The sequence below is a fragment of the Embleya sp. NBC_00896 genome (genome assembly GCF_045207785.1).
Taxonomy (GTDB): domain Bacteria; phylum Actinomycetota; class Actinomycetes; order Streptomycetales; family Streptomycetaceae; genus Embleya.
Window position 1 is genome coordinate 6,977,495 of the sequence record NZ_CP108776.1, and the last position, 19,622, is coordinate 6,997,116.

The 19,622-nt window shown below is 73.4% G+C and carries 12 protein-coding genes and 1 pseudogene; 9 read left to right on the forward strand and 4 right to left on the reverse strand.

The window, feature by feature from the left end; genetic code table 11:
- The first annotated feature begins 4 nt into the window (after nucleotides 1-4).
- The gene (locus OG928_RS31135) at nucleotides 5-2,545 is read left to right on the forward strand and encodes an FtsX-like permease family protein (protein WP_406289947.1); all 2,541 of its coding nucleotides are present in this window, start codon (nucleotides 5-7) and stop codon (nucleotides 2,543-2,545) included.
- 242 nt (nucleotides 2,546-2,787) lie between these two features.
- On the opposite strand, the gene OG928_RS31140 is transcribed toward OG928_RS31135, so the two are convergent.
- Nucleotides 2,788-6,672 (reverse strand): ABC transporter ATP-binding protein, encoded by a 3,885-nt coding sequence (locus OG928_RS31140; RefSeq protein ID WP_406289949.1) that lies wholly within the window; start codon nucleotides 6,670-6,672, stop codon nucleotides 2,788-2,790.
- Between the two features lie 253 nt (nucleotides 6,673-6,925).
- On the opposite strand from OG928_RS31140, the pseudogene OG928_RS31145 reads away from it, so the two are divergent.
- Together OG928_RS31145 and OG928_RS31150 are read left to right on the forward strand one after the other, a co-directional pair.
- Nucleotides 6,926-7,192: pseudogene (locus OG928_RS31145) on the forward strand (family 1 glycosylhydrolase); the annotation flags it as partial.
- Between the two features lie 265 nt (nucleotides 7,193-7,457).
- Nucleotides 7,458-7,661 carry a hypothetical protein gene (locus OG928_RS31150; protein ID WP_406289950.1) on the forward strand — a complete coding sequence of 68 codons (204 nt, stop codon included), beginning with the start codon at nucleotides 7,458-7,460 and terminating at the stop codon, nucleotides 7,659-7,661.
- Between the two features lie 102 nt (nucleotides 7,662-7,763).
- Here the strand turns inward: OG928_RS31150 and OG928_RS31155 are convergent, their stop codons facing one another.
- Nucleotides 7,764-8,321, reverse strand: a complete 558-nt coding sequence (locus OG928_RS31155) for a heme-binding protein (RefSeq protein WP_406289952.1) — start codon at nucleotides 8,319-8,321, stop codon at nucleotides 7,764-7,766.
- A 283-nt stretch (nucleotides 8,322-8,604) separates the two neighbouring features.
- On the opposite strand from OG928_RS31155, the gene OG928_RS31160 reads away from it, so the two are divergent.
- From OG928_RS31160 to OG928_RS31185, 6 genes are all read left to right on the forward strand, one after another.
- The gene (locus OG928_RS31160; RefSeq protein WP_406289955.1) at nucleotides 8,605-9,864 is read left to right on the forward strand and encodes a sensor histidine kinase; all 1,260 of its coding nucleotides are present in this window, start codon (nucleotides 8,605-8,607) and stop codon (nucleotides 9,862-9,864) included.
- A complete protein-coding gene (locus OG928_RS31165; protein ID WP_406289957.1) occupies nucleotides 9,861-10,493 on the forward strand; it encodes a response regulator in 633 nt (210 codons plus the stop codon). The genes OG928_RS31160 and OG928_RS31165 overlap by 4 nt, the downstream gene beginning before the upstream one ends.
- Before the next feature lie 94 nt (nucleotides 10,494-10,587).
- The gene (locus OG928_RS31170; protein ID WP_406289960.1) at nucleotides 10,588-11,493 is read left to right on the forward strand and encodes an SDR family NAD(P)-dependent oxidoreductase; all 906 of its coding nucleotides are present in this window, start codon (nucleotides 10,588-10,590) and stop codon (nucleotides 11,491-11,493) included.
- The gene (locus tag OG928_RS31175; RefSeq protein WP_406289962.1) at nucleotides 11,490-12,506 is read left to right on the forward strand and encodes a TIGR03617 family F420-dependent LLM class oxidoreductase; all 1,017 of its coding nucleotides are present in this window, start codon (nucleotides 11,490-11,492) and stop codon (nucleotides 12,504-12,506) included. Before OG928_RS31170 ends, OG928_RS31175 begins: the two co-directional genes overlap by 4 nt.
- An 828-nt stretch (nucleotides 12,507-13,334) precedes the next feature.
- Nucleotides 13,335-14,918: a fibronectin type III domain-containing protein gene (locus OG928_RS31180; protein ID WP_406289965.1), complete on the forward strand. Its 1,584-nt coding sequence runs from the start codon at nucleotides 13,335-13,337 to the stop codon at nucleotides 14,916-14,918.
- A gap of 261 nt (nucleotides 14,919-15,179) precedes the next feature.
- Nucleotides 15,180-17,408: a HelD family protein gene (locus OG928_RS31185; protein ID WP_406289967.1), complete on the forward strand. Its 2,229-nt coding sequence runs from the start codon at nucleotides 15,180-15,182 to the stop codon at nucleotides 17,406-17,408.
- 229 nt (nucleotides 17,409-17,637) lie between these two features.
- On the opposite strand, the gene OG928_RS31190 is transcribed toward OG928_RS31185, so the two are convergent.
- Both OG928_RS31190 and OG928_RS31195 read right to left on the reverse strand, forming a co-directional pair.
- Entirely contained in the window at nucleotides 17,638-18,600 is a 963-nt protein-coding gene (locus OG928_RS31190; protein WP_406289970.1) for an aldo/keto reductase, read from the reverse strand.
- Nucleotides 18,601-18,634: 34 nt separating this feature from the next.
- Nucleotides 18,635-19,597, reverse strand: coding sequence for an alpha/beta fold hydrolase (locus OG928_RS31195; protein WP_406289972.1), 963 nt, complete (start codon nucleotides 19,595-19,597; stop codon nucleotides 18,635-18,637).
- Nucleotides 19,598-19,622 lie beyond the last annotated feature (25 nt).

Genomic DNA, 19,622 nt, shown 5'->3' on the forward strand with positions numbered 1-19,622 from the left:
TCCGATGCTGATTCGTCTCTCGCTCGCCAACCTGTGGGCCCGCAAGCGCCGGCTCGTGGGACTCCTCCTGGCCGTCCTGCTCGGCACGGCCTTCCTCTCCGGCGCGCTCGTGCTCGCCGACACCATGAGCTCCTCGATCGGCGGCCTGATCCGCGACAGCGGGGCCGGCACCGACGTGGTCGTGCGCAACGCCACGGCCGTCACCGACGACCCCGGCACCCAGCGCGGCGGCATCGACGCCGGCCTGGTGGACCGGGTCCGGGCCGTGCCCGGCGTCGCCAACGCCGAGCCGGTCATCCAGGGCTACGGCCAGGTCGTCGGCAAGGACGGCAAGGCGCTGACCGGCAACGGTCCGCGGATGGCGGGCAACTGGGTCCCCGACCCGGCACTGACCCCGTATCGACTCGCCGACGGCCGGGCGCCGGCCGCCTCCGACGAGGTCGTGATCGACCGGGCCACCGCCAAGCAGGGCCATCTGAAGCCCGGCGACCGGGTCACGGTGCTGACCCCCGGGCCGGTGCCCGTCACCATCGTGGGCATCGCCACGTTCGGCGACCAGGACGCCTTCGGCGGCGGCTCGTTCACCGCGTTCGACCTGACCGGCGCGCGGCAGCACGTACTGCGCGACGCGGGCAAGGTCAGCACGATCGCGGTCCGCGCCGTCGACGGCACCGATCAGAAGGAACTCGCCGCGCGCGTCCAGCAGGCGCTGCCGGCCGACGCCCAGGCACTGCCCGGCAGTGAGGCCACCGGCGAGGCGGTCGACGCGGTCGAGGACGGCTTCCTGACCATCTTCCGCACCTTCCTGACCGTCTTCGCCGCGATCGCCCTCGTCGTCGCCGCCTTCTCGATCAACCACACCTTCTCGGTGGTGGCCGCGCAACGCACCCGTGAGGTCGCGCTGATGCGGGCGCTCGGCGCGGGCCGCGGCCAGGTGCTGCGCCAGGCCCTGATCGAAGCGCTCGTGATCGGGGTGATCGCGTCCACCGCCGGGCTCGCGGCCGGCGTCGGCCTGGCCGCCGGGCTCAAGGAGTTGTTCACCGCGCTCGGGGTGGAACTGCCGGCCCGCGGGCTGACGTTCAAGGCGTCCACCGCGCTGATCGTGCTGCCCGTCGGCATCCTGGTGACCGCGTTCGCGGCCCTGGTGCCCGCCGTGCGCGGTTCGCGGGTCGCCCCCGTGACGGCGCTGCGCGGCGCGGGTGCGGAGAGCGCCGCGCTGCCGCGGCGCCGGTTGCTCGTCGGCGTCGTGCTGCTCGCCGCGGGCATCGCGGTCGGCATCGCCGGCGGCGGCATGTTGGGCCTCGCCGTCGCGGCCCCGGCCGTGCTCGTCGGCGTGCTCCTGATCGCCCCGGCCGGCATCCGCGCCGTGGGCGGTCCGCTCACCGCACCGCTGCCGCGACTGCGCGGCGCGCCCGGCGCGTTGGCCCGCGGCAACCTGCTGCGCAGCCCGCGCCGGACCGCGGGAGCCGCGACCGCGATGGTGCTCGGGATCGCGATCGTGACGATCTTCGCGGTGTTCGCCGCATCGCTCAAGGAGGGCTCCGGCGAGCAGACCCGCAAGGTGATCGCGGGGCAGATCGTGATCGGCGGATCCTCGCCGGGCGGCTGGGCCGGTGGCGGCCACAGCCCCGAACTCACCGGCAGGGTAGCCGGGTTGCCCGGTGTCGAGGCGGCGACCGGGATCCGCAACGCCGGTGCGCTCGTGGACGGCCACAGCCGACAACTGCTCGCCGTCGACTCCGCGCGGCTGGACCGGCTGTTCGACCTCGACGTGACGGCCGGCAGCGTGAACGGGCTCGGCCCGAACGGCATCGCGGTGTCCGCCGACACCGCGAAGGACCGGGGATGGCGGCTCGGCTCGACCGCCGAGATCACCTTCCCCGACGGCGCCCGGCAGCCGTTCACGGTGACCGGGGTGTACGACCGCACGGCCGTGGTCGGCGACTACCTGATCGACCGCCAGGCATGGGAGCCGCACGCGGACGCGGCGCTGGACGCGGCGGCGGTGCTGCGGCTCGCCCCCGGGGTGTCGACCGATCAGGTCAAGGCCGCGGTCGAGCGGTTGGCCGAGGAGTACGGGGCTCCGCCGGTGCGGGACCGCGAGGGGTTCGTGAAGGCCCGCGCCGCGATGTTGCAGACGCTGGTCGCGGTGGTCTACGTGCTGCTCGCGCTCGCGCTGGTGATCGCCCTCGGCGGGATCGCCAACACGCTGTCGCTGGCCGCGTACGAACGCACCCGTGAACTGGGCCTGTTGCGTGCGATCGGGGCGGCGCGGGCGCAGGTGCGGTCGGCGCTGCGCTGGGAGTCGACGCTGGTGGCGGCGATCGGGGCCGGGACCGGGCTCGTGGTCGGCCTGTTCCTGGGCTGGACGGCGATCCGGGCGATCGGTGGGGCCGACACGGGGGCGGCGCTGCCATTCGCGGTTCCCGCGCTGCAGCTGGTGGTGTTGATTGCGGTTGGGGCGCTTGGTGGGCTTGCGGCTGGGGCGCGGCCTGCGGCGAAGGCGGCGAAGTTGCCGGTCCTGCGGGCGATTTCCACCGAGTAGGTGGCCTCAAGCGCCGGCCGGGCTGCGGCCTCAAGCGCCGGCCGGGCTGGAAGGTGGTCTCAAGCGCCGGCCGGGCTGGAGGGTGGCCTCAGGTGCCGGCCGGGCTGCGGCCTCAAACGCCGGCCGGGCTGGAAGGTGGTCTCAAGCGCCGGCCGGGCTGGAGGGTGGCCTCAAGCGCCGGCCGGGCTGGAAGGTGGCCTCAGGCGCCGGCCGGGGGTTTGTAGTCCGGTCGGCGTTTGGGGTCAGGCTGCTTGTTCCGTGTTGCCGGTGAAGGCGGTCCACAGGGATGTGTAGGGGCCGTTTCGGGTGAGGAGTTCTTCGTGGGTGCCGAGTTCGACTACGTGGCCTCGGTCGATGACGGCGATGCGGTCGGCGCGGGCGGCCGTGGTGAGGCGGTGGGCCACGACGAGGGTGGTGCGGCGGCCGGTGAGTGCGTCGGTGGCGCGGGTGACCGCGGCCTCGGTGGCCAGGTCGAGGGCGGCGGTGGCCTCGTCGAGCAGCAGGATGTCCGGGTCGACGAGGTAGGCCCTCGCGAGCGCGATCAACTGGCGCTGGCCGGCCGACAGGTTGCGACCGCGCTCGCCGACGTCGTGCAGGTAGCCGCCGGCCAGGTCGGCGATTGCGGCATGGGCGCCGACGGCGCGCGCCGCCGCCTCGACCTCGGCGTCCGACGCCCCCGGCCGGCCGTAGGCGATCGCGTCGCGGACCGAGCCGGGGGCCAGGTACGCCTCCTGGGGGACGATGCCCAGGCGGTGCCGGTAGGCCGCGAGGTCGTAGTCGCGCACGTCCACCCCGTCCACCAGGACCGCTCCCGAGGTCACGTCGTAGAACCGGGCCACGAGCTTGACCAGCGTGGACTTGCCGGCGCCGGTCTGCCCCACCAGCGCGACGGTCTCGCCCGGCTCGATGTGCAGCGTGACCCCCGACAACACCTCGGGCGCGCTCGTGGCGACCGCCCCCGCCCCCGCCGCTGCCGTGTCCTCGGCCGCGTCGTCGTCGTCGTCGACGACGGCGGTGGCGGCGTTGTACGCGAACCGCACCCCCTCGAAGCTGATCGCGCCCTTGAGGCCCCCCTCCGGGATCGGCACCGGCGCGATCGCGGCCGGGGTCGTGGTGGGCGTGCGCAGCAGATCGCGGATCCGGCGCAGCCCCACCGCCGCCTGCTGGTAGCCGTCGAACACCTGCGAGAGCTGCTGGATCGGCGAGAAGAACATGTCGATGTAGAGCAGGTACGCGATCAGCGCACCCGCCGACAACGTCCCGCCGCCGACCCGGTGCGCGCCGACGATCAACGCGATGCCGGCCGCCAGGTTGGACAGGAACTGCCCGAACGGGAAGTAGATCGCGATGTAGCGCTGGGCACGCAGCCGCGACGAGCGGTAGTCGTCGCTGCGCTCGGCGAAGCGCTCCGAGTTGCGGCCCTCACGGCGGAACGCCTGCGACACCCGCAGGCCCGCGACGTTCTCCTGTAGGTCGGCGTTGACCACGCTGACCTTCTCGCGGGCCTCCGTGTACGCCTTGGAGGACTTCGCCCGGAACACCACGGTCGCCGCGATCAGGATCGGCAGCACGCTCATCACGATCAGCCCGAGCTCCCAGTCGAGCACGAGCAGCGCGACCATGATCCCGAAGAAGGTCAGCACGCTGACCACGGCGCTGATCAGCCCGGTCTGCAGGAACGTCGACAGCGCGTCCACGTCCGTGGTCATCCGGGTCATGATCCGGCCGGACAACTCGCGTTCGTAGTAGTCCAGGCCGAGCCGTTGCAGGTGCGCGAAGGTCTTCACGCGCAGCGTGTACAGCAGCCGCTCGCCGGTGCGGCCCGCGACCATCGCCTGCCCGACGTTGACGAACCAGTCGGCGATTACGATCACGATCGCGATCGCCGACACCGTCATGATCGCGTGCGTCGCCCGGTCGTCGATGCCGCGGTCGATCCCGTCCCGGATCAACGCGGGCAACGCGAGCTGCGCGCCGGTGTCCAGGACCACCAGGACCAGCCCGAACAGCAGCGGCCACCGGTACGGCCGCAGCAGTGAGCGCAGGTTGAACGCCGTGTCGGAGCGCCGGGCCTCGGCGGCGTCCACGTCGGGCACGTCGGTCGCGGCCGGCAACTTGTCCACCTGGGCGAGCAACTCGGGCGTGGCCTGCAGCATCGCCGCCCAGCCGTGCGGGCCGCCGCCCGTACGGCGGTCCGCCCCGCCGGGCGGCGCGACCAGCACCGGATCGGTCGGCTTCGAGCGGTCCCACAGCGCGGGCGTCACCCCCCGGGTGTCGGTCCCCGCGTCGGCCCGCGTGTCGGCCCGCGCGTCGGTCCCCGCGTCGGCCGGGGTGCTCGGCTCGGCGAGCGAAAGCGGCGCCTGCGCGTCCACGCCCTCGGCGTCGTCCCCGGGTCCCGACAGCAACAGGCGGTACATCGGACAGCGCGCGTTCAGCTCGTCGTGGGTGCCCACGTCCACGAGCCGCCCGGCGTCCAACACCGCGATACGGTCCGCCAGTTGCAGCGTCGAGCGGCGGTGCGCGACCAGAATCGTGGTCCGCCCGGCCATCACCCGGTGCAGCGTGGCGTGGATCTCCGCCTCGATCTTGGGGTCCACGGCCGAGGTCGCGTCGTCGAGCAACAGGATCCGCGGATCGGTGATCAACGCCCGTGCGAGCGCGACCCGTTGCCGTTGCCCACCGGACAGGGTCAGCCCCTGCTCGCCGACCACCGTGTCGTAGCCGCCCGGCAGTTCGCTGATGAACTCGTCGGCCTCGGCCGCCCGCGCCGCCGCCAGCACCTGTTCGTCGGTCGCGTCCGGCCGACCGTACGCGATGTTGGCGCGCACGGTGTCGGAGAACAGGAAGCTGTCCTCCATGACCAGGCCGATCGCGGCCCGCAGCGAGTCGAACGTCAGGTCCCGCACGTCGCGCCCGTCCACCCGGATCGCGCCGTCCTGCACGTCGTAGAACCGGGGGAGCAGCATCGACACGGTGGACTTGCCCGAACCCGACGTGCCCACCAGCGCGAGCGTCTCGCCGGGCTCGACCCGCAGCGACAGCCCGTCCAGGACCGGGCGCGAGGCCACGTAGCCGAACCGCACGTCGGCCAGCTCGACCGAGGCCGCCACCACCGGCAGCTCCTCGGCGTCCGGCTTCTGGGTCACGATCGGCTGCGAGTCGATCACCTCGAAGATCCGCTCGACGCTCGCGCGCGCCTGCTGGCCGAACGTCAGCAGCCCGGACAACATCCGCACCGGCCCGACCAACTGCCCGAGGTAGGTCGAGAACGCGAGGAAGGTGCCGAGGGTGATCTCGCCGCGAATGGCCAGCCAACCGCCGAGCGCGAGCACGCCGACCTGGCCGAGCGCGGGGATCGCCGAAAGGGTCGGCGTGTACCGGCTGTTCAGCCGCACCGAGCGGAGCCGCGACGCGAAGAGCGTGCGCCCGGCCGCCTCCAGGCGGACCAGCTCGTGCTCCTCCTGCCCGAAGCCCTTGACCACGCGCACGCCGGTGACCGCGTTGTCCACGACGCTCGCGAGCGCCGCCGCGTCCTGCTGCGCCTGCCACGTGGCCGGGAACAGCCGCTTGCGGGAGAGATAGGCGACCGCGAACAGCCCCGGCCCGACCGCCAGCGACACGAGGGTGAGCAGCGGCGACAACCAGAACATCACGCCGAGCGAGATCACGAACAGCAACAGGCTGCCGGTCATCATCGGGATCATCGACAGGAAACCCTGGACCATCGTCACGTCGGAGATGCCCCGGCTGACGATCTGCCCGGTCTGCAATTCGTCCTGCCGGGCGCCGTCCAGGCGCGACAACGCGCCGAAGATCCTGGTGCGCAGGTCGAACTGCACGTCCAGGGAGAGCTTGCCCGCGACATAGCGCCGCGCGTACGAGCACGCGAACGTCACCAGGGCCGCGCCCACGAGCAGGATCGACAGCGGCACCAGGCCGCCGACCTCGCCCGCGACCGCGTCGTCGACCACCTCGCGCTGGACGAGCGGGACCAGCGCGGTCACGCCCATCCCGAGCAGCGAGGCGCCGAACGCGATCAGCACGCTGCTCGGATAGCGCCACGACGCGGCCATCAGTCGGCGGAGCCAGCCGTGCTCGGGGCCGCCTGGCGCAGGTGCGGTTGTCATGGCCAACCATTCTAATTGTTAGCCGACCAAACGATGTCCGGACAACCGCATCGACCCTGGACCCCGCGAACCCGACCGGCCGTCATGGGGCCGCGATCGCCCCGCCCGAGGCGGCGGCAGCCCCGCGACCAGTACCCCTCCGGAGCCGCCATGACGCCCCCCGCCACCCCCTGGGACCTGCCCACCGGCTTCTCGTGGGGCACCGCGACCGCCGCCTACACGCGCTGCTCCTGGACGCGCTGCCCGCCGCGCAAACGGCTGCTCGACCGGGGAGGGCCGAGCGGATCCCGAGCGCATCGCGTTCCTCGACGGCCATATCGCCGCCGTGGGCGAGGCGATCAAAGCCGGTATCGACGTGCGCGGCTATTTCGTGTGGTCCCTGCTGGACAACTTCGAATGGGCCGAGGGCTATCACCGACGCTTCGGATTGATCCATGTCGACTTCCCGACCGGGACCCGGACGCCGCGAGCTTCCTATCACCGGCTGCGGGAGCGGATCGGCGCCGGGCGGCCCGGATAACGCCCGGACCGCGACATGGACACGCATGGAGCGCGCAGGCGCACAATCCTCACCCTTCCGAGTGAAATTGCGTGTCCTGGGCCCTGGGCCAACCGGTGGCGTCACCCGTGAGGGCGAACGTCGCCTTTTCCATTGCCGACAAAACCCTAGAGTTGCCGCGCCGCCATGAATTCCCCGGGCGGCGCGGCGGAGCCGTGTCCGGAATTCCCGAGCACGGCGGGACGCCGATTCGTTCCCCCCGACGTCCCCGGTGAAGGGCAATTCCATGGTCAAGCACGGATTCCGCAAGGCGGCCGTGATCATCACGGCGATCATCTTCGGCTCGATGGCCTCGTTGTACATCCCGGCGGCCCGCGCCGCGCAGACGCCCCGGGAGCCGCTGATGCCCGACAGCTTCCTGCCGGCCCAACTCCTGCTGCCGTTCCAGAGCGCGGTGTTCAACACCCAGGGCGCGGTGCGCTTCGGCTGACCGACCTCGGGGCAGTCCCGCCCCCGACCACGACGCACGGATCCCGGAGCCGAGCGGCGACCACATCGCCCCTCGGCTCCGGGACCGGCACCCCCGGAGGACCTACTTCAGCGAACCGGCGATCGCCTTCAGGCCCTCGGCGGCGTACTTCTCGTCCAGGTCGCCGGCGGGGGCGCCCGCGACGCCGATGCCCACGATCGGGGCGCCGTCCACCGCGACCGGCACGCCGCCGCCCAGGAACAGCGTGCCCGGGATGTCGCGGAGCGAGGCGCCGGGAGCGGTCACACGCTGCGAGAGCACCGAGGTCGGGGCGTTCCACGACACGGCCGTGAAGGCCTTGCGCCGGGCCGACTCCTCCGACTGCGGGCCCGCGCCGTCACCCTTGAGCACGACCCGCGTCGAACCGTCCCGGGCCACGACCACCACGGTCACCTTCTGGCCCTCCTTCTCGGCGGCGTCGAGCGCGGCCTGGGCCGCCTTGCTCGCGGCGTCCACACCGAGCGTCTTGACCGACTGCACCGCGGCGGCGGGGCGCTCGTCGTGCTTGGCCTCGGCCGCGTTCGGCACCTGGGCCGCCGCGACACCCGCCGTGACGGCGCCGACCGCCGCGAGCGAGAAGACTCCGGTCAGAAGGCGACCACGCGTGGAAAAGCTGCTCATCGTCCGTACCTCTTTCACGTTCCTGCGTCGTTCCCGGGCGGCTGCCCCGATGTCTCCACACTCCCGTCGAAGCGCCCGCCCGCCATCGGCCGCGCCGCCGGTCCCGGCGCGCCGGTCGGGCGGTGCGAAGATCAACCGATCGGCCGATCCGGACGCGCGCGATCCCGCCGACGGTTGAGGCGACCGCCGGTCCGCGCCGAAGCACGCGGACCGTCGGCCCGCGCCGAACACGCCCCGCGTGGCGCGCGTGATCGATTCCGCCGGGACAGGGAACAGGTACGACGTGCACCGACAGCGACCCCGACCGCGCGCCGAGCCCTGGCCGGTGCGGCACGCCGGCCTGGTGATCCACGCGGGCTTTCTGCTCCTGCTCGTCGCGTCGCTCGGGCGGTACACCGTCCGGCACGGAACCGACGGCCGCGCGCCGTGGGTGTTCGCGCTCGCGGTCCTGCTCGGCCTGCTCTACCTGGCCGGCCTGACCCTGCCCAAGGACCGCTCGCCCGCGCGACTCGCGTGGCTGGCCGCCGTCCTGGCCGCGTGGCTCGCGCTCGTCACCGCCGCGCCGAGCTTCGCGTGGTGCGCGGTTCCGCTGCTGTACACGGGACTTCGGGTGCTGCCGACCAGGGCCGCGATCGGCACCGTCGTGCTGCTGACCACCGCCGTCGTGATCGCCCAGTACCGGCTCGCCGACACCATCGACCCCAGCCTGTTCCTCGGCCCGCCCGCCGTGGCCGCGATCGCCACCGCCGTGTTCACCCGGATGCGCAGCGACGAGGAGCGGCTGCGCGAGACGGTCGCCGAACTGGCCGTCAGCGAGCGCCGGGCGGGCGTGCTGGCCGAGCGCGAGCGGCTCTCCCGGGAGATCCACGACACCATCGCGCAGGGCACCTCCAGCCTGCGGATGCTGCTCCAGGCCGCCGACCGCACCTGGGACACCGACCCCGCCGCCGCTCGCGCGCACGTGCGCCGCGCCGAGGAGGTGGCGGCGCTGGGCGTCGAGGAGATCCGCCGATTCGTCCGCGACCTCGCGCCCGTCGAACTCGCCGGCGACACCGGCCTCGCGGGCGGCCTGGTCCGGGTCGTCGAGCGCTTCCGGGTCGAGGGCGGGCCCGATGTCGCGCTCGCCGTCGACGGCCGCGTCCGACCGCTGACCGAACCGGTCGAGGCCGCGCTCACCCGCACCGCCCAGGGCGCCCTCGCCAACGTGCGCGAACACGCCCGCGCGCGGGCCGTGCACGTCACCCTCACCTACCTGCCCGACCGGGTCGCCCTCGACATCCGCGACGACGGCGTCGGCTTCGACCCGGGCCTGACCCGCGTGGGGGACCTGCGCGGCTACGGCCTCCCGTCGCTGCGCCGGCGGCTCGCCGAGGTCGGCGGCGAGCTCACGCTGGAGAGCGCCCCCGGCGAGGGCACCGCGCTGGCCGCGACCGTGCCGGACCGGCCGAACCACGGCGACCACGATCCGAACGCGGCATCCGGGCCGGGCACCGACGCCGCGGCCACCCCCGCTTCGAGCACCGACCGAGGAGCCACCCCGTGAACCCGATCCGCCTCATCGTCTGCGACGACCATGCCGTGGTCCGCGCCGGCCTGCTCGCGCTGTTCGCCGGCGAGGCGGGCCTGGAGGTCGCGGGCGAGGCGGCGAGCGGCGAGGAAGCGGTCGGACTGGCCGCCGCGCTGCGCCCCGACGTGGTGCTGATGGACCTGCAACTGGTCGGCGGGATCGACGGCGTCGAGGCCACCCGGCGGCTGCTCGCGCTGCCCGAGCCGCCGCACGTGCTGGTGCTGACCATGTACGACACCGACGCGGACGTCTCCCGCGCGATCGAGGCGGGCGCGGCCGGCTACCTGCTCAAGGCGGGCAGTCCCGAGGACCTGTTCCGGGCCGTCCACGACGCCGCGGCCGGGCGGACCGTGCTCGCCCCCGAGGTCGCCGCCCGCCTGTTCACTCGGATGCGCAAGCCGGACACCACGCTGACCGCCCGCGAGGTGGAGATCCTGCAACTGCTCGCGCGCGGCGTCGGCAACGCCGAGATCGCCAAGGAGCTGTTCATCTCCCAGGCCACGGTCAAGACCCACCTGGGCCACATCTACGCCAAGCTCGGCGTGGACACCCGGACCGCCGCCGTGAGCGTGGCCACCGAACGCCGACTGATCCGGCTGACCTGACTACTCGTCACCTACCGCCCGCACAGCCTTGCCAAGCCGGCACCCACACCCCATAGTACTAAACAAAGTCAAGCATCTAGGGGCGGAGTCTGCCATGCCTTTCGGACCCGACAGCACCACCGACGAGGTCGTCGCCGGCCTCGACCTGACCGGCCGCACGGTCGTGGTCACCGGTGGCACCTCCGGCCTCGGCCACGAGAGCGCGCGGGTGCTCGCGGGGGCCGGCGCCCGCGTGGTGCTGACCGCGCGCGACCGGGACAAGGGCCGGACGGCGGTCGCGGACCTGCCGGGCGGCGTCGAGTACGCGGTCCTGGACCTGACCTCGCTCGCGTCGATCCGCGCCTGCGCCGCCGAACTGCGGGCCCGACACCCGCGGATCGACGTGCTCGTGAACAACGCCGGCGTGATGGCCACCCCGCTCGCGCGCACCGCCGACGGCTTCGAGCTCCAGTTCGGGACGAACCACCTCGGCCACTTCCTGCTCACCAACCTGCTGGTGCCGAGCCTCGACAAGGGCTCGCGCGTGGTCAACCTCAGCTCCGCCGGGCACGTCGCGTCGGGGATCCGCTGGGACGACCCGAACTACGAGGACGCCCCGCAGGACTACCACCCGTGGAAGGCCTACGGTGCGTCCAAGACCGCGAACATCCTGTTCACACTCGAACTCGACCGGCTGCTGCGGGCGCGGGGCGTGCGCGCGTGCGCGGTGCATCCCGGGATGGTCGCGACCAGCCTCGGCCGGCACCTGACCCGCGACGCCGGGCGCGACCTGCAGAAGAAGGTCACCGCCGCGAACATGCCGCCGATCAAGCGGATTCCGAACGGCGCGGCGACCCAGGTGTGGGCCGCGACCACACCCGACATCGACGACGTCGGCGGCCGCTACCTCGCCGACTGCGCGATCGCCGCGGACCACGCCCCGTGGGCCCTCGACGAGGGGGACGCGCGGCGGCTGTGGGGGCTGTCCGAGACCCTGGTCGGCGAAGTCTTCGCCTGGTGAGGGTCTACACGGGGATGGATCCCCGATTGCCGCTGCGCGAGGTGCCCGCGCACGCGCGCCGCGCCGAGGCGGCGGGCTACGACGGGTTGCAGGTGGCCGAGACCGTGCACGACGCGTTCACCGTCGCGCTGCTGGCGCTGGAGCACACCGAGCGGATCGTCGTGCGCACCTCCGTGGCCCTGGCGTTCGTGCGCTCGCCGCTGCTCACCGCCTACACCGCGTGGGACCTGTCCCGGTTCTCCGGCGGTCGGTTCCAGCTCGGCCTGGGCAGTCAGATCCGGCAGAACATCCAGGACCGGTACGGGATGCCCTGGTCGCCGCCGGTGGCCCGGATGCGCGACTACGTGGGCGCGGTCCGGGCCGCGTTCGAGGCATTCCGGACCGGCGCGGCGCCCGCGCACGAGGGGCCGCACTACCGACTGACCCGCATGCAGCCCTACTTCAACCCCGGCCCGGATCCGGACACCACCGCGCCGCCGATCCTGCTCGGCGGTGTCGGCCCCGCGATGTGCGCGCTCGCGGGGGAGCTCGCGGACGGCCTGGTGACCCACCCCACCAATTCGAGCCCGCGCTACCTGGAGACCGTCGCGCGCCCGGCCCTGGCCGAGGGGGCGGGCCGGGCCCGCGCCCCGCGCGCGTTCGAACTCGTCGCCGGGACACAGGTGATCGCGGGCCCGGAACGGGTCGCGCTCGACGCCGAACGCGAGCGGCAGCGTCGGCTGTTCGCGTTCCTGTATTCGACGCCCGCGTATCGCGGCACGCTCGACCTGTACGGGTGGGGCGAACTCCAGGAGCGGCTGCGCCTGATGGTCCGCCGGGACGACTGGACCGACCTCGGTCGGCACGTCACCGACGAGGTGCTGGACGCGCTGGTGCCGGTGGCGTTGTACGAGGACCTGCCCGACCTGATCAAGGGGCGCTGGGCGGGACTGGCGGACGCGGTCACCGTGCCGCTGCCGGCCGATCCGGCGGACGACGCGCGGATGCGCGACGTGATCGCGGCGCTGCGCTGACGCGGGCGCCTGCGGGTGCGGGTGCGGGTGCGGGTGCGGGGGGGCCGGACGGGGCGACGGGCCCGCGAGCGGGGGGAATGCCCGCGAGCCCGTCTTCCTCGACGGCGCGCTGGGGGGAGGCGCACGCCGCCGGCTGCCCCACCGGTACCGTCCCGGGCCCGGCGGGAGCCTGAGGCCACGATGCCGCGTCGATGCCCCTTCGCGCCGGAGGATCGCCATATCCGATGCCCGAGGCTGGGCAAACACAGTCCACCCGCTTGCAATTGGCTCTATTTGCCGAGTCCAGTCGCACCCAGAATGAGAACTGGCCCCGAAATCCTCCGGGCCGATTCCGCTTCCCGTTCGGAGTGTGCCGTGGACGCGTATGTCGCGTGGTTCCTTGTCCTGTTCATCGTGGTGCTCGCGCTGCTCGGCCCCCGCTTCGGCGCCGACACGAGCGACGGCGCCGACCGGTACGGATCCAAGCACCGGCCGGAGCACCTGGTGGTCGATCGGGCCGGCGCACCGCCGGGGACCGAGCCGGCGATCGAACCGGGATCCGGTTCCGGGACCGATCCGGCGCCGGCCGCGGGGACAGGGATATCTGACGGATGGTCAGTTTTGCCGGGAGGGGACCCGTACAGGCGGCCTACACCGGCGAATTCCATCGGGTGATCTTCTCGGGCGTGGCACTCCCGGTCGCTCCCTGTGAGCGCTAGCATCCGCGCTGAGGAGCTACCGGACAGTCGTGCGCGCGCAATCCACGGGACCCGAGAATCGGCGGGTCGGGGTGGGCCGTCCGGTGTCGTCCGGTACCGAGAGCCGCAGCCCACCCGGGGGTCCATCTCCATGCACAGCGCCATTCGCCGTCGAACGTCGCGTCGTGGTTCCCGCGGCGCGGGGCTGCTCGTGCTGGTGTGCGCGCTCGCCGCGTTCGCGCCGGCGGCGGTCGCGGAACCCGATCCGGTTCCGCCGGCCGCCGCCCGGGCCCACCTGCCCGCCGTGCCCACGGCGCCGGATCCCACCACCCAGGTACAGAACCCGGTGACCGGCACGGGCGACCACGTCGTCACCATCCCCGTCGGCGCGACCGCGATGACCGCGACCGTGTACGGCAAGGCCGGCCCCGGCGCCCAGGGCGGTTCGGTGACCGGCTCCGTCGGCGTCGCCCCGAACAGCCCGGTCACGCCGGGCTCGACCCTGATCGTGCGGATCGCCGACCAGGGCACCTCGCTCTCCCCGGCCGCGACCTCGCTGACCTGGCTCTTCGCTCCGGCCGCCGGCGGCCTCGTCGCCTACGTCGATCGCGCCGTGTTCCCCGCCGCCCAGATCTCCGCGACCGGCGGAACCGGCGAGGGCCACGCCATGGTGACCTTCACCGTGCCGGCCGCCACCGTGGCCGAGCTGCCCGCCACCATCGACTTCGGCGCGGTGCCCCTCGGGCAGAGTGCCACCCGCAACCTGCCGATCGGCACCAGCGGCGGCGTACCGTTCATGATCGCCGGCGCGACCGCCGACGGCCCCTTCGCGATCGACGGCAACGGCACCACGTGCGCCTCCGGACCGGACACCAACGTGCCCGGCGGCTCGTCCTGCTCGTTCGCCATCGTGTTCACGCCCACCAAGCGCGGCAGCGGCACCGGCACCCTCACGCTGACCGGCAACGTCCCCGGCGGCAGCCGCACCGTCGCGCTGACCGGGCTCGGCAGCGGCAAGCCGGGCGCGCCCGGCGGCCTGTCCGCGACGGCGGGCCAGGGCCAGGTCGTGCTGTCGTGGATGCCGCCCGCGGACACCGGCGACAGCCCGATCACCGGATACCGGATCCACCGCTCGACGAACGGCGAGGTCGGCTCGACCGCTCCGCTGACCTCCCTCGCCGCGGACACCCTCACCTACACCGACCAGGGTCTGGAGAACGGCACCACGTACACCTACGCGGTCAGCGCGACCAACGCGGTCGGCGAGTCGAATCCCTCCGCGCCCGTCGACGGCGCGCCCGCCGCCGCCCTGGTGCTGCCGTCCGCCGCGCTGCCGCCCGGGACCGTCGGCCGGCCGTACACCGCGACCCTCGCCGCGCAGGGCGGCACCGCCCCGTACCACTGGATCGCCGACGAACCGCTGCCGCCGGGCCTGAGCCTGGACCCCGACGGCGGCCAGATCACCGGCGTGCCCACGGCCGCCGGCGAGACCGCGTTCGGCGTGACCGTGTCGGACAACGCGCCGACCAAGCACGAGGCGAAGGCCCGATTCACGCTCACCGTCGGCGCCCCGCGACCGGACCCGGCCGACCCCGCGCAGGCCGCGCTCACCCCGAGCGACAGCGGCGGGGACGACGGCCCGGACGTTTCGACCTGGTTGTGGGTCATACTCGGACTCGCGGGCCTGACCGGTGTCGTCGTCGCCCTCCGGCGCCTGCGCGCCCGTCGCAGCTGACCGCGATCCGGCCGCGGCACCTGCCCGGCGGGGCGCCGGAACGGCCGGTTCGACCGACCGGGATCGGCCCACCGAGACCCGGGCGTCGCCAAGATCGCCGCGCGACCCGAATACTGTGTCCTCCGGGGGACAACCCCCGACCCCAACCGCAACCCCCGTGGGCGGCTCGGTCCGCGGGGGACAGCGCCGGCGACGCATACGATCGTCGCCGCCCCGTCCACCGTGGGCGCCGACCTGTGCCACGTCACAAGGAGCATCACTATGCCCGCGCCGGCAGGCGACCCCCAGGCCAAGGAACGCGAGCTCGCCGCGGAACAGGGCCATGTCGACCGCTCCTACACGCGTTTGGAACACATGCGCGACGAAGCCCAGGCGCTCCTGCAACAGGGCTATCGGCAGGCGCAGGTCGGCACGCGTGCGGCGCTCGTCGAGCGTGACGTCATGGTCTACCGCGCCGAGCTGTGGGCCCGCTCCCTCGACGCCGCCGACGACGGCCTCGTCTTCGGCCGGCTCGACCAGCTCGACGGGGAGGTCCGGCACATCGGCCGGATCGGCATCCGGGACGAGGACAGCGAGGTGCTCGTCGTCGACTGGCGGGCGCCCGCCGCCGAGGCGTTCTACCGGGCCACCCCCGACGACCAGCGCGGGGTCGTGCGCCGCCGCGTCCTGCACTGCCGCGGCCGCTCCGTGGTCGACATCGAGGACGACCTGCTCGACCCGGACGCCGCCGGCGACATGGTGATCGTCGGCGACGGCGCGTTCATCGCGGCGCTCTCGCGCACCCGCGACGGCTCGATGCACGACATCGTCGCCACCATCCAGCGCGAGCAGGACGAGGCGATCCGCGCACCCATCGACGGCTCGGTGATCGTGCGCGGCGGACCCGGCACCGGCAAGACCGCCGTCGCGCTGCACCGGGTCGCGTACCTGATGTTCCAGTACCGCCGCCGCTTCGGTTCGCGCGGCGTGCTCGTGGTCGGCCCCAACCCGCGCTTCACCGCGTACATCGAGCGCGTGCTGCCCTCCCTCGGCGAGGGCGGCGCGGTGCTGCGCTCGCTCGGCGACATGGTGGACGGCGTCGAGGCGGCCTACCACGACGACGCCGCGGCGGCCCGGCTCAAGGGCGCCGGGTCGATGGTCCACCTGCTGCGCCGCGCGGTGGCCGACGTGCCGGCCGGCGCGCCGACCGAGTTCGTGATCGCGCACCGCGGCACCCGGATCGTGCTGGACCACAAGGCGCTCCGGCGGATTCGCCGCGAGGTGCTCGCCAAGACGCGCAACGGCCCCAACACGGCCCGGCTCCAGGTGGCCCGACAGATCCTCACCGAGTTGTGGGGACGCCTGCTCTCGCGCGGCGCGGGCCGCGGCGAGAAGGACTCGTTCCACGAGGACGTGGCCGCGCGCGACGAGTTCGCCGCGTTCCTGCGCGCGTGGTGGCCGCTGCAGCGGCCCGTGGACGTGCTGGCGGGGCTCGCCGACCCGGAGCGGCTGCGCCGGTTCGAGCGCGACCTGACCCCCGAGCAGGTCGCCGTGCTGGCGAACTCTTGGGCCCGTACCGCGCGCACCGGCGAGGTCTCCTTCCACGACGTCGCGCTGATGGACGAGCTGACCGGGCTGCTCGGCCCGCTGCCGCGCAAGCGCACCATCGCGCAGGGCAACCCCGACGAGGACAACCCGTACATCGTCGACGGCCGGGACATCTTCAGCGGCGAGACGGCCGGCCGGGACGCGCCCGACGAGATCAGCGAGGTCACCACCTACGCCGACCGGATGGCCGCCGGCCGCGGCGCGCGCCGACCGCGCGACGAGGACGAGGACGAGCAGGTCGAGTACGCGCACATCGTCATCGACGAGGCGCAGGACCTGACCCCGATGCAGTGGCGGATGCTCGGGCGCCGCGGCATGCACGCGACCTGGACGATCGTCGAGGACCCCGCGCAGAGCGCGTGGGAGGACCCGAGCGCGTCCGCGGCGGCGATGGCCGAGGCGTTGCGCGAGCGGCGCCGGTACGAGTTCGAGCTGACCACGAACTACCGCAACCCGGTCGAGGTGGCCGACGTCGCGGCGCGGGTGCTGGTCCGGGCGGTTCCCGGGGCCAGGCCCGCCCGCGCGGTGCGCAGCGGCGGCGAGCGGCCGACGGTGCACGCGACCGCGGGCGAGCGGACCGGACCCGTGGTGCGCAAGCTCGTGCGCGAGCTCCTCGAGACCGTCGAGGGCACCATCGGCGTGGTCACGCCGGTGGGGGCGACCGCGGAACTGGCGGCCGACCTCGAGGGCATGGACGCGCGGGTGCAGTTGATGGACGCGCTCGACGCCAAGGGGTTGGAGTTCGACGCGGCGGTGATCGTGGATCCGCGTGGGATCGTCGAGCAGTCGCCCAACGGCATGCGGACGCTCTACGTCGCGTTGACTCGGGCTACTCGGCTGCTTGGTGTGGTCACCGCCGATGCGGATTGGACGGCGGAGTTGCTGGGCATCGAGCCGACCTGATCGGGCTGTCCTCAAGCGCCGGACGGGCTTGAAAGGCTGTCCTCAAACGCCGGACGGGCTGGATTGGCTGTCCTCAAACGCCGGACGGGCTGGATTGGCTGTCCTCAAACGCCGGACGGGCTGGATTGGCTGTCCTCAAGGAGAGTGTTCTCGAACGCCGGACGGGCTGTTTGTAGCCCGTCCGGCGTTTGAGGACAAGCGGGCCGCAGGCCGGCCGCCGGTGGCGTGGTCAGTAACGCGTGCCCTGGGGAGCCGGGAGGGCGTCGAGCGTCGCGATGTCCTCGGCGCCCAGCGCAAGCTCCGCGGCTCCCGCGTTGTCGGTGAGGTATTTCGGGGTCTTGGTGCCGGGTATCGGGATCACGAAGCGGCCGCGTGTCCGTACCCAGGCGAGGGCGACCTGTGCGGTGGTCGCGCCGATGCGCTCGGCGATGGTGCGGACGGTGTCCACGATCAGCTGGTTGGCCGCGAGCGCGTCCGCCTGGAAGCGCGGGAGCGTGCGGCGCCAGTCGTCCTCGGGCAGGTCGTCGGGCTTGGCGAATCGACCCGCGAGGAAGCCCCGGCCCAGTGGCGAGAAGGGCAGGAACGCGATGCCGTGCTCGTCGCAGAACGGCAGCGTCTCGGCCAGCACGTCCCGCGTCCACAGCGACAGCTCCGATTGCAGCGAGGCCACCGCGTGCACCGCCTGCGCGCGCCGGATCTGCTCGACGTTCGCCTCGGACAGGCCGATCGCGCGGGCCTTGCCCGCCGCGACCGTCTCCGCGAGCGCGCCCCACGTCTCCTCGATCGGGACGTCGGGGTCGACCCGGTGCAACTGGTAGAGGTCGACGTGGTCGGTGCCGAGCCGCTTCAGGCTCGCGTCGATCGACGCGCGGACGTGCTCGGGGCGGCCGTTGTTGGTCAGGCCGGTCGAGGTGCCCGCGGCGGCGCCGGTGACCAGGCCGACCTTGGTCGCCAGCACCACCTCGTCGCGGCGACCGGCCAGCGCGCGGCCGACCAGGTCCTCGTTCGTGTAGGGCCCGTACACGTCCGCCGTGTCGATCAGGGTCACCCCGAGGTCGATCGCCTGGTGGATCACCCGGATCGAGGTGGCGTCGTCTCGACCGGCCGCGTCGTAGGCGTGCGTCATGCCCATGCAACCCAGGCCGATCACGCCGACCTCGGGACCGTCGATACCCAGAGTGGTTGTCTTCATGATCCCCACCCTGCCTGGTGCAGTGCGCTCGAAGTCAAGCCTCCCCCGGCGCGCCGGCCGATCGGGGCCGGGTGCCCGCGCACAACTCCCGCAGCGGATCGGTCACACTCTCCGGACGCTCCGTCAGCACCATGTGCCCGCAACCGCGCTCGACGTGCAGCGTGGCCGCCGGCAGCTCGGCCGCGAGCGCGTGACTGTGCCCGATCGGGGTGAGCCGGTCGAACGCGCCCACCACGATGTGCACCGGTACATCGGCGAGCGCGGTGAGTACGCCGGCCTTGTCGTGGGCGGCCAGCGCCGGGAAGAACCCGCACACGGTCGTCATCGGCGTCGCGAACACCATCCGCGCGCACTCCCGCACCACCGTCGGGTCCGCCGTCGGACCGAACAGCCCGCGCCGGACGATCCGCAGGTGACCCGGCCGATCCGGCCCCGGCAGCAGCGTCCGGCCCCGGGCCATGAAGCGCGGGTGCCGCTGCCCGAACGCGAAGAACCGGGTCTGCGCGGCCGACTTGAGCCGCACCGCCGCGGGCAGCCCGCGCCCCGTCGGCACCAGGCTCCCGGCCGACGTGCCGACCAGCACCACGCCCGTGACGCGCGACCCGAACAGCTCGGGCCGAGCCGCCGCGAGCGCCATGATCGTCATACCGCCCATCGAGTGGCCGCACAGCACCACCGGGCCGCTCGGCGCGACCGCGTCGATCACGTCGGCGAGGTCGTCGCCGAGCAGGTCGATCGTCCACGGCGTGGCCCGGCCGGCGGTCGAGCGGCCGTGTCCGCGATGGTCGTAGATGACCACCCGCACGCCCGCCGCGGCGAGCTCCGCCACCTGGGCCCGCCAGACGTCGCCGTGCAGCGTCCAGCCGTGCGCGAAGACGACCGTGACCGCCGCGTCGGGCGGCCCGGCCACGCGCGCGCACAGCTGTGCGTCGTCGCCGGTGCGTACCGTGATGTCCTGCCGTGCGAGTGTCCCGGTGTCCCGCGTATCCGCCGTCATGCTCGCCTCCCGATCGGGCCTCGAC

Excerpts from the sequence above, each read along its gene's own strand:
- OG928_RS31135 (WP_406289947.1), top strand. The coding sequence starts at position 5 with ATGCTGATTCGTCTCTCGCTCGCCAACCTGTGGGCCCGCAAGCGCCGG.
- OG928_RS31140 (WP_406289949.1), bottom strand. The coding sequence starts at position 6,672 with ATGACAACCGCACCTGCGCCAGGCGGCCCCGAGCACGGCTGGCTCCGC.
- OG928_RS31150 (WP_406289950.1), top strand. The coding sequence starts at position 7,458 with ATGGTCAAGCACGGATTCCGCAAGGCGGCCGTGATCATCACGGCGATC.
- OG928_RS31155 (WP_406289952.1), bottom strand. The coding sequence starts at position 8,321 with ATGAGCAGCTTTTCCACGCGTGGTCGCCTTCTGACCGGAGTCTTCTCG.
- OG928_RS31170 (WP_406289960.1), top strand. The coding sequence starts at position 10,588 with ATGCCTTTCGGACCCGACAGCACCACCGACGAGGTCGTCGCCGGCCTC.
- OG928_RS31180 (WP_406289965.1), top strand. The coding sequence starts at position 13,335 with ATGCACAGCGCCATTCGCCGTCGAACGTCGCGTCGTGGTTCCCGCGGC.
- OG928_RS31185 (WP_406289967.1), top strand. The coding sequence starts at position 15,180 with ATGCCCGCGCCGGCAGGCGACCCCCAGGCCAAGGAACGCGAGCTCGCC.
- OG928_RS31190 (WP_406289970.1), bottom strand. The coding sequence starts at position 18,600 with ATGAAGACAACCACTCTGGGTATCGACGGTCCCGAGGTCGGCGTGATC.
- OG928_RS31195 (WP_406289972.1), bottom strand. The coding sequence starts at position 19,597 with ATGACGGCGGATACGCGGGACACCGGGACACTCGCACGGCAGGACATC.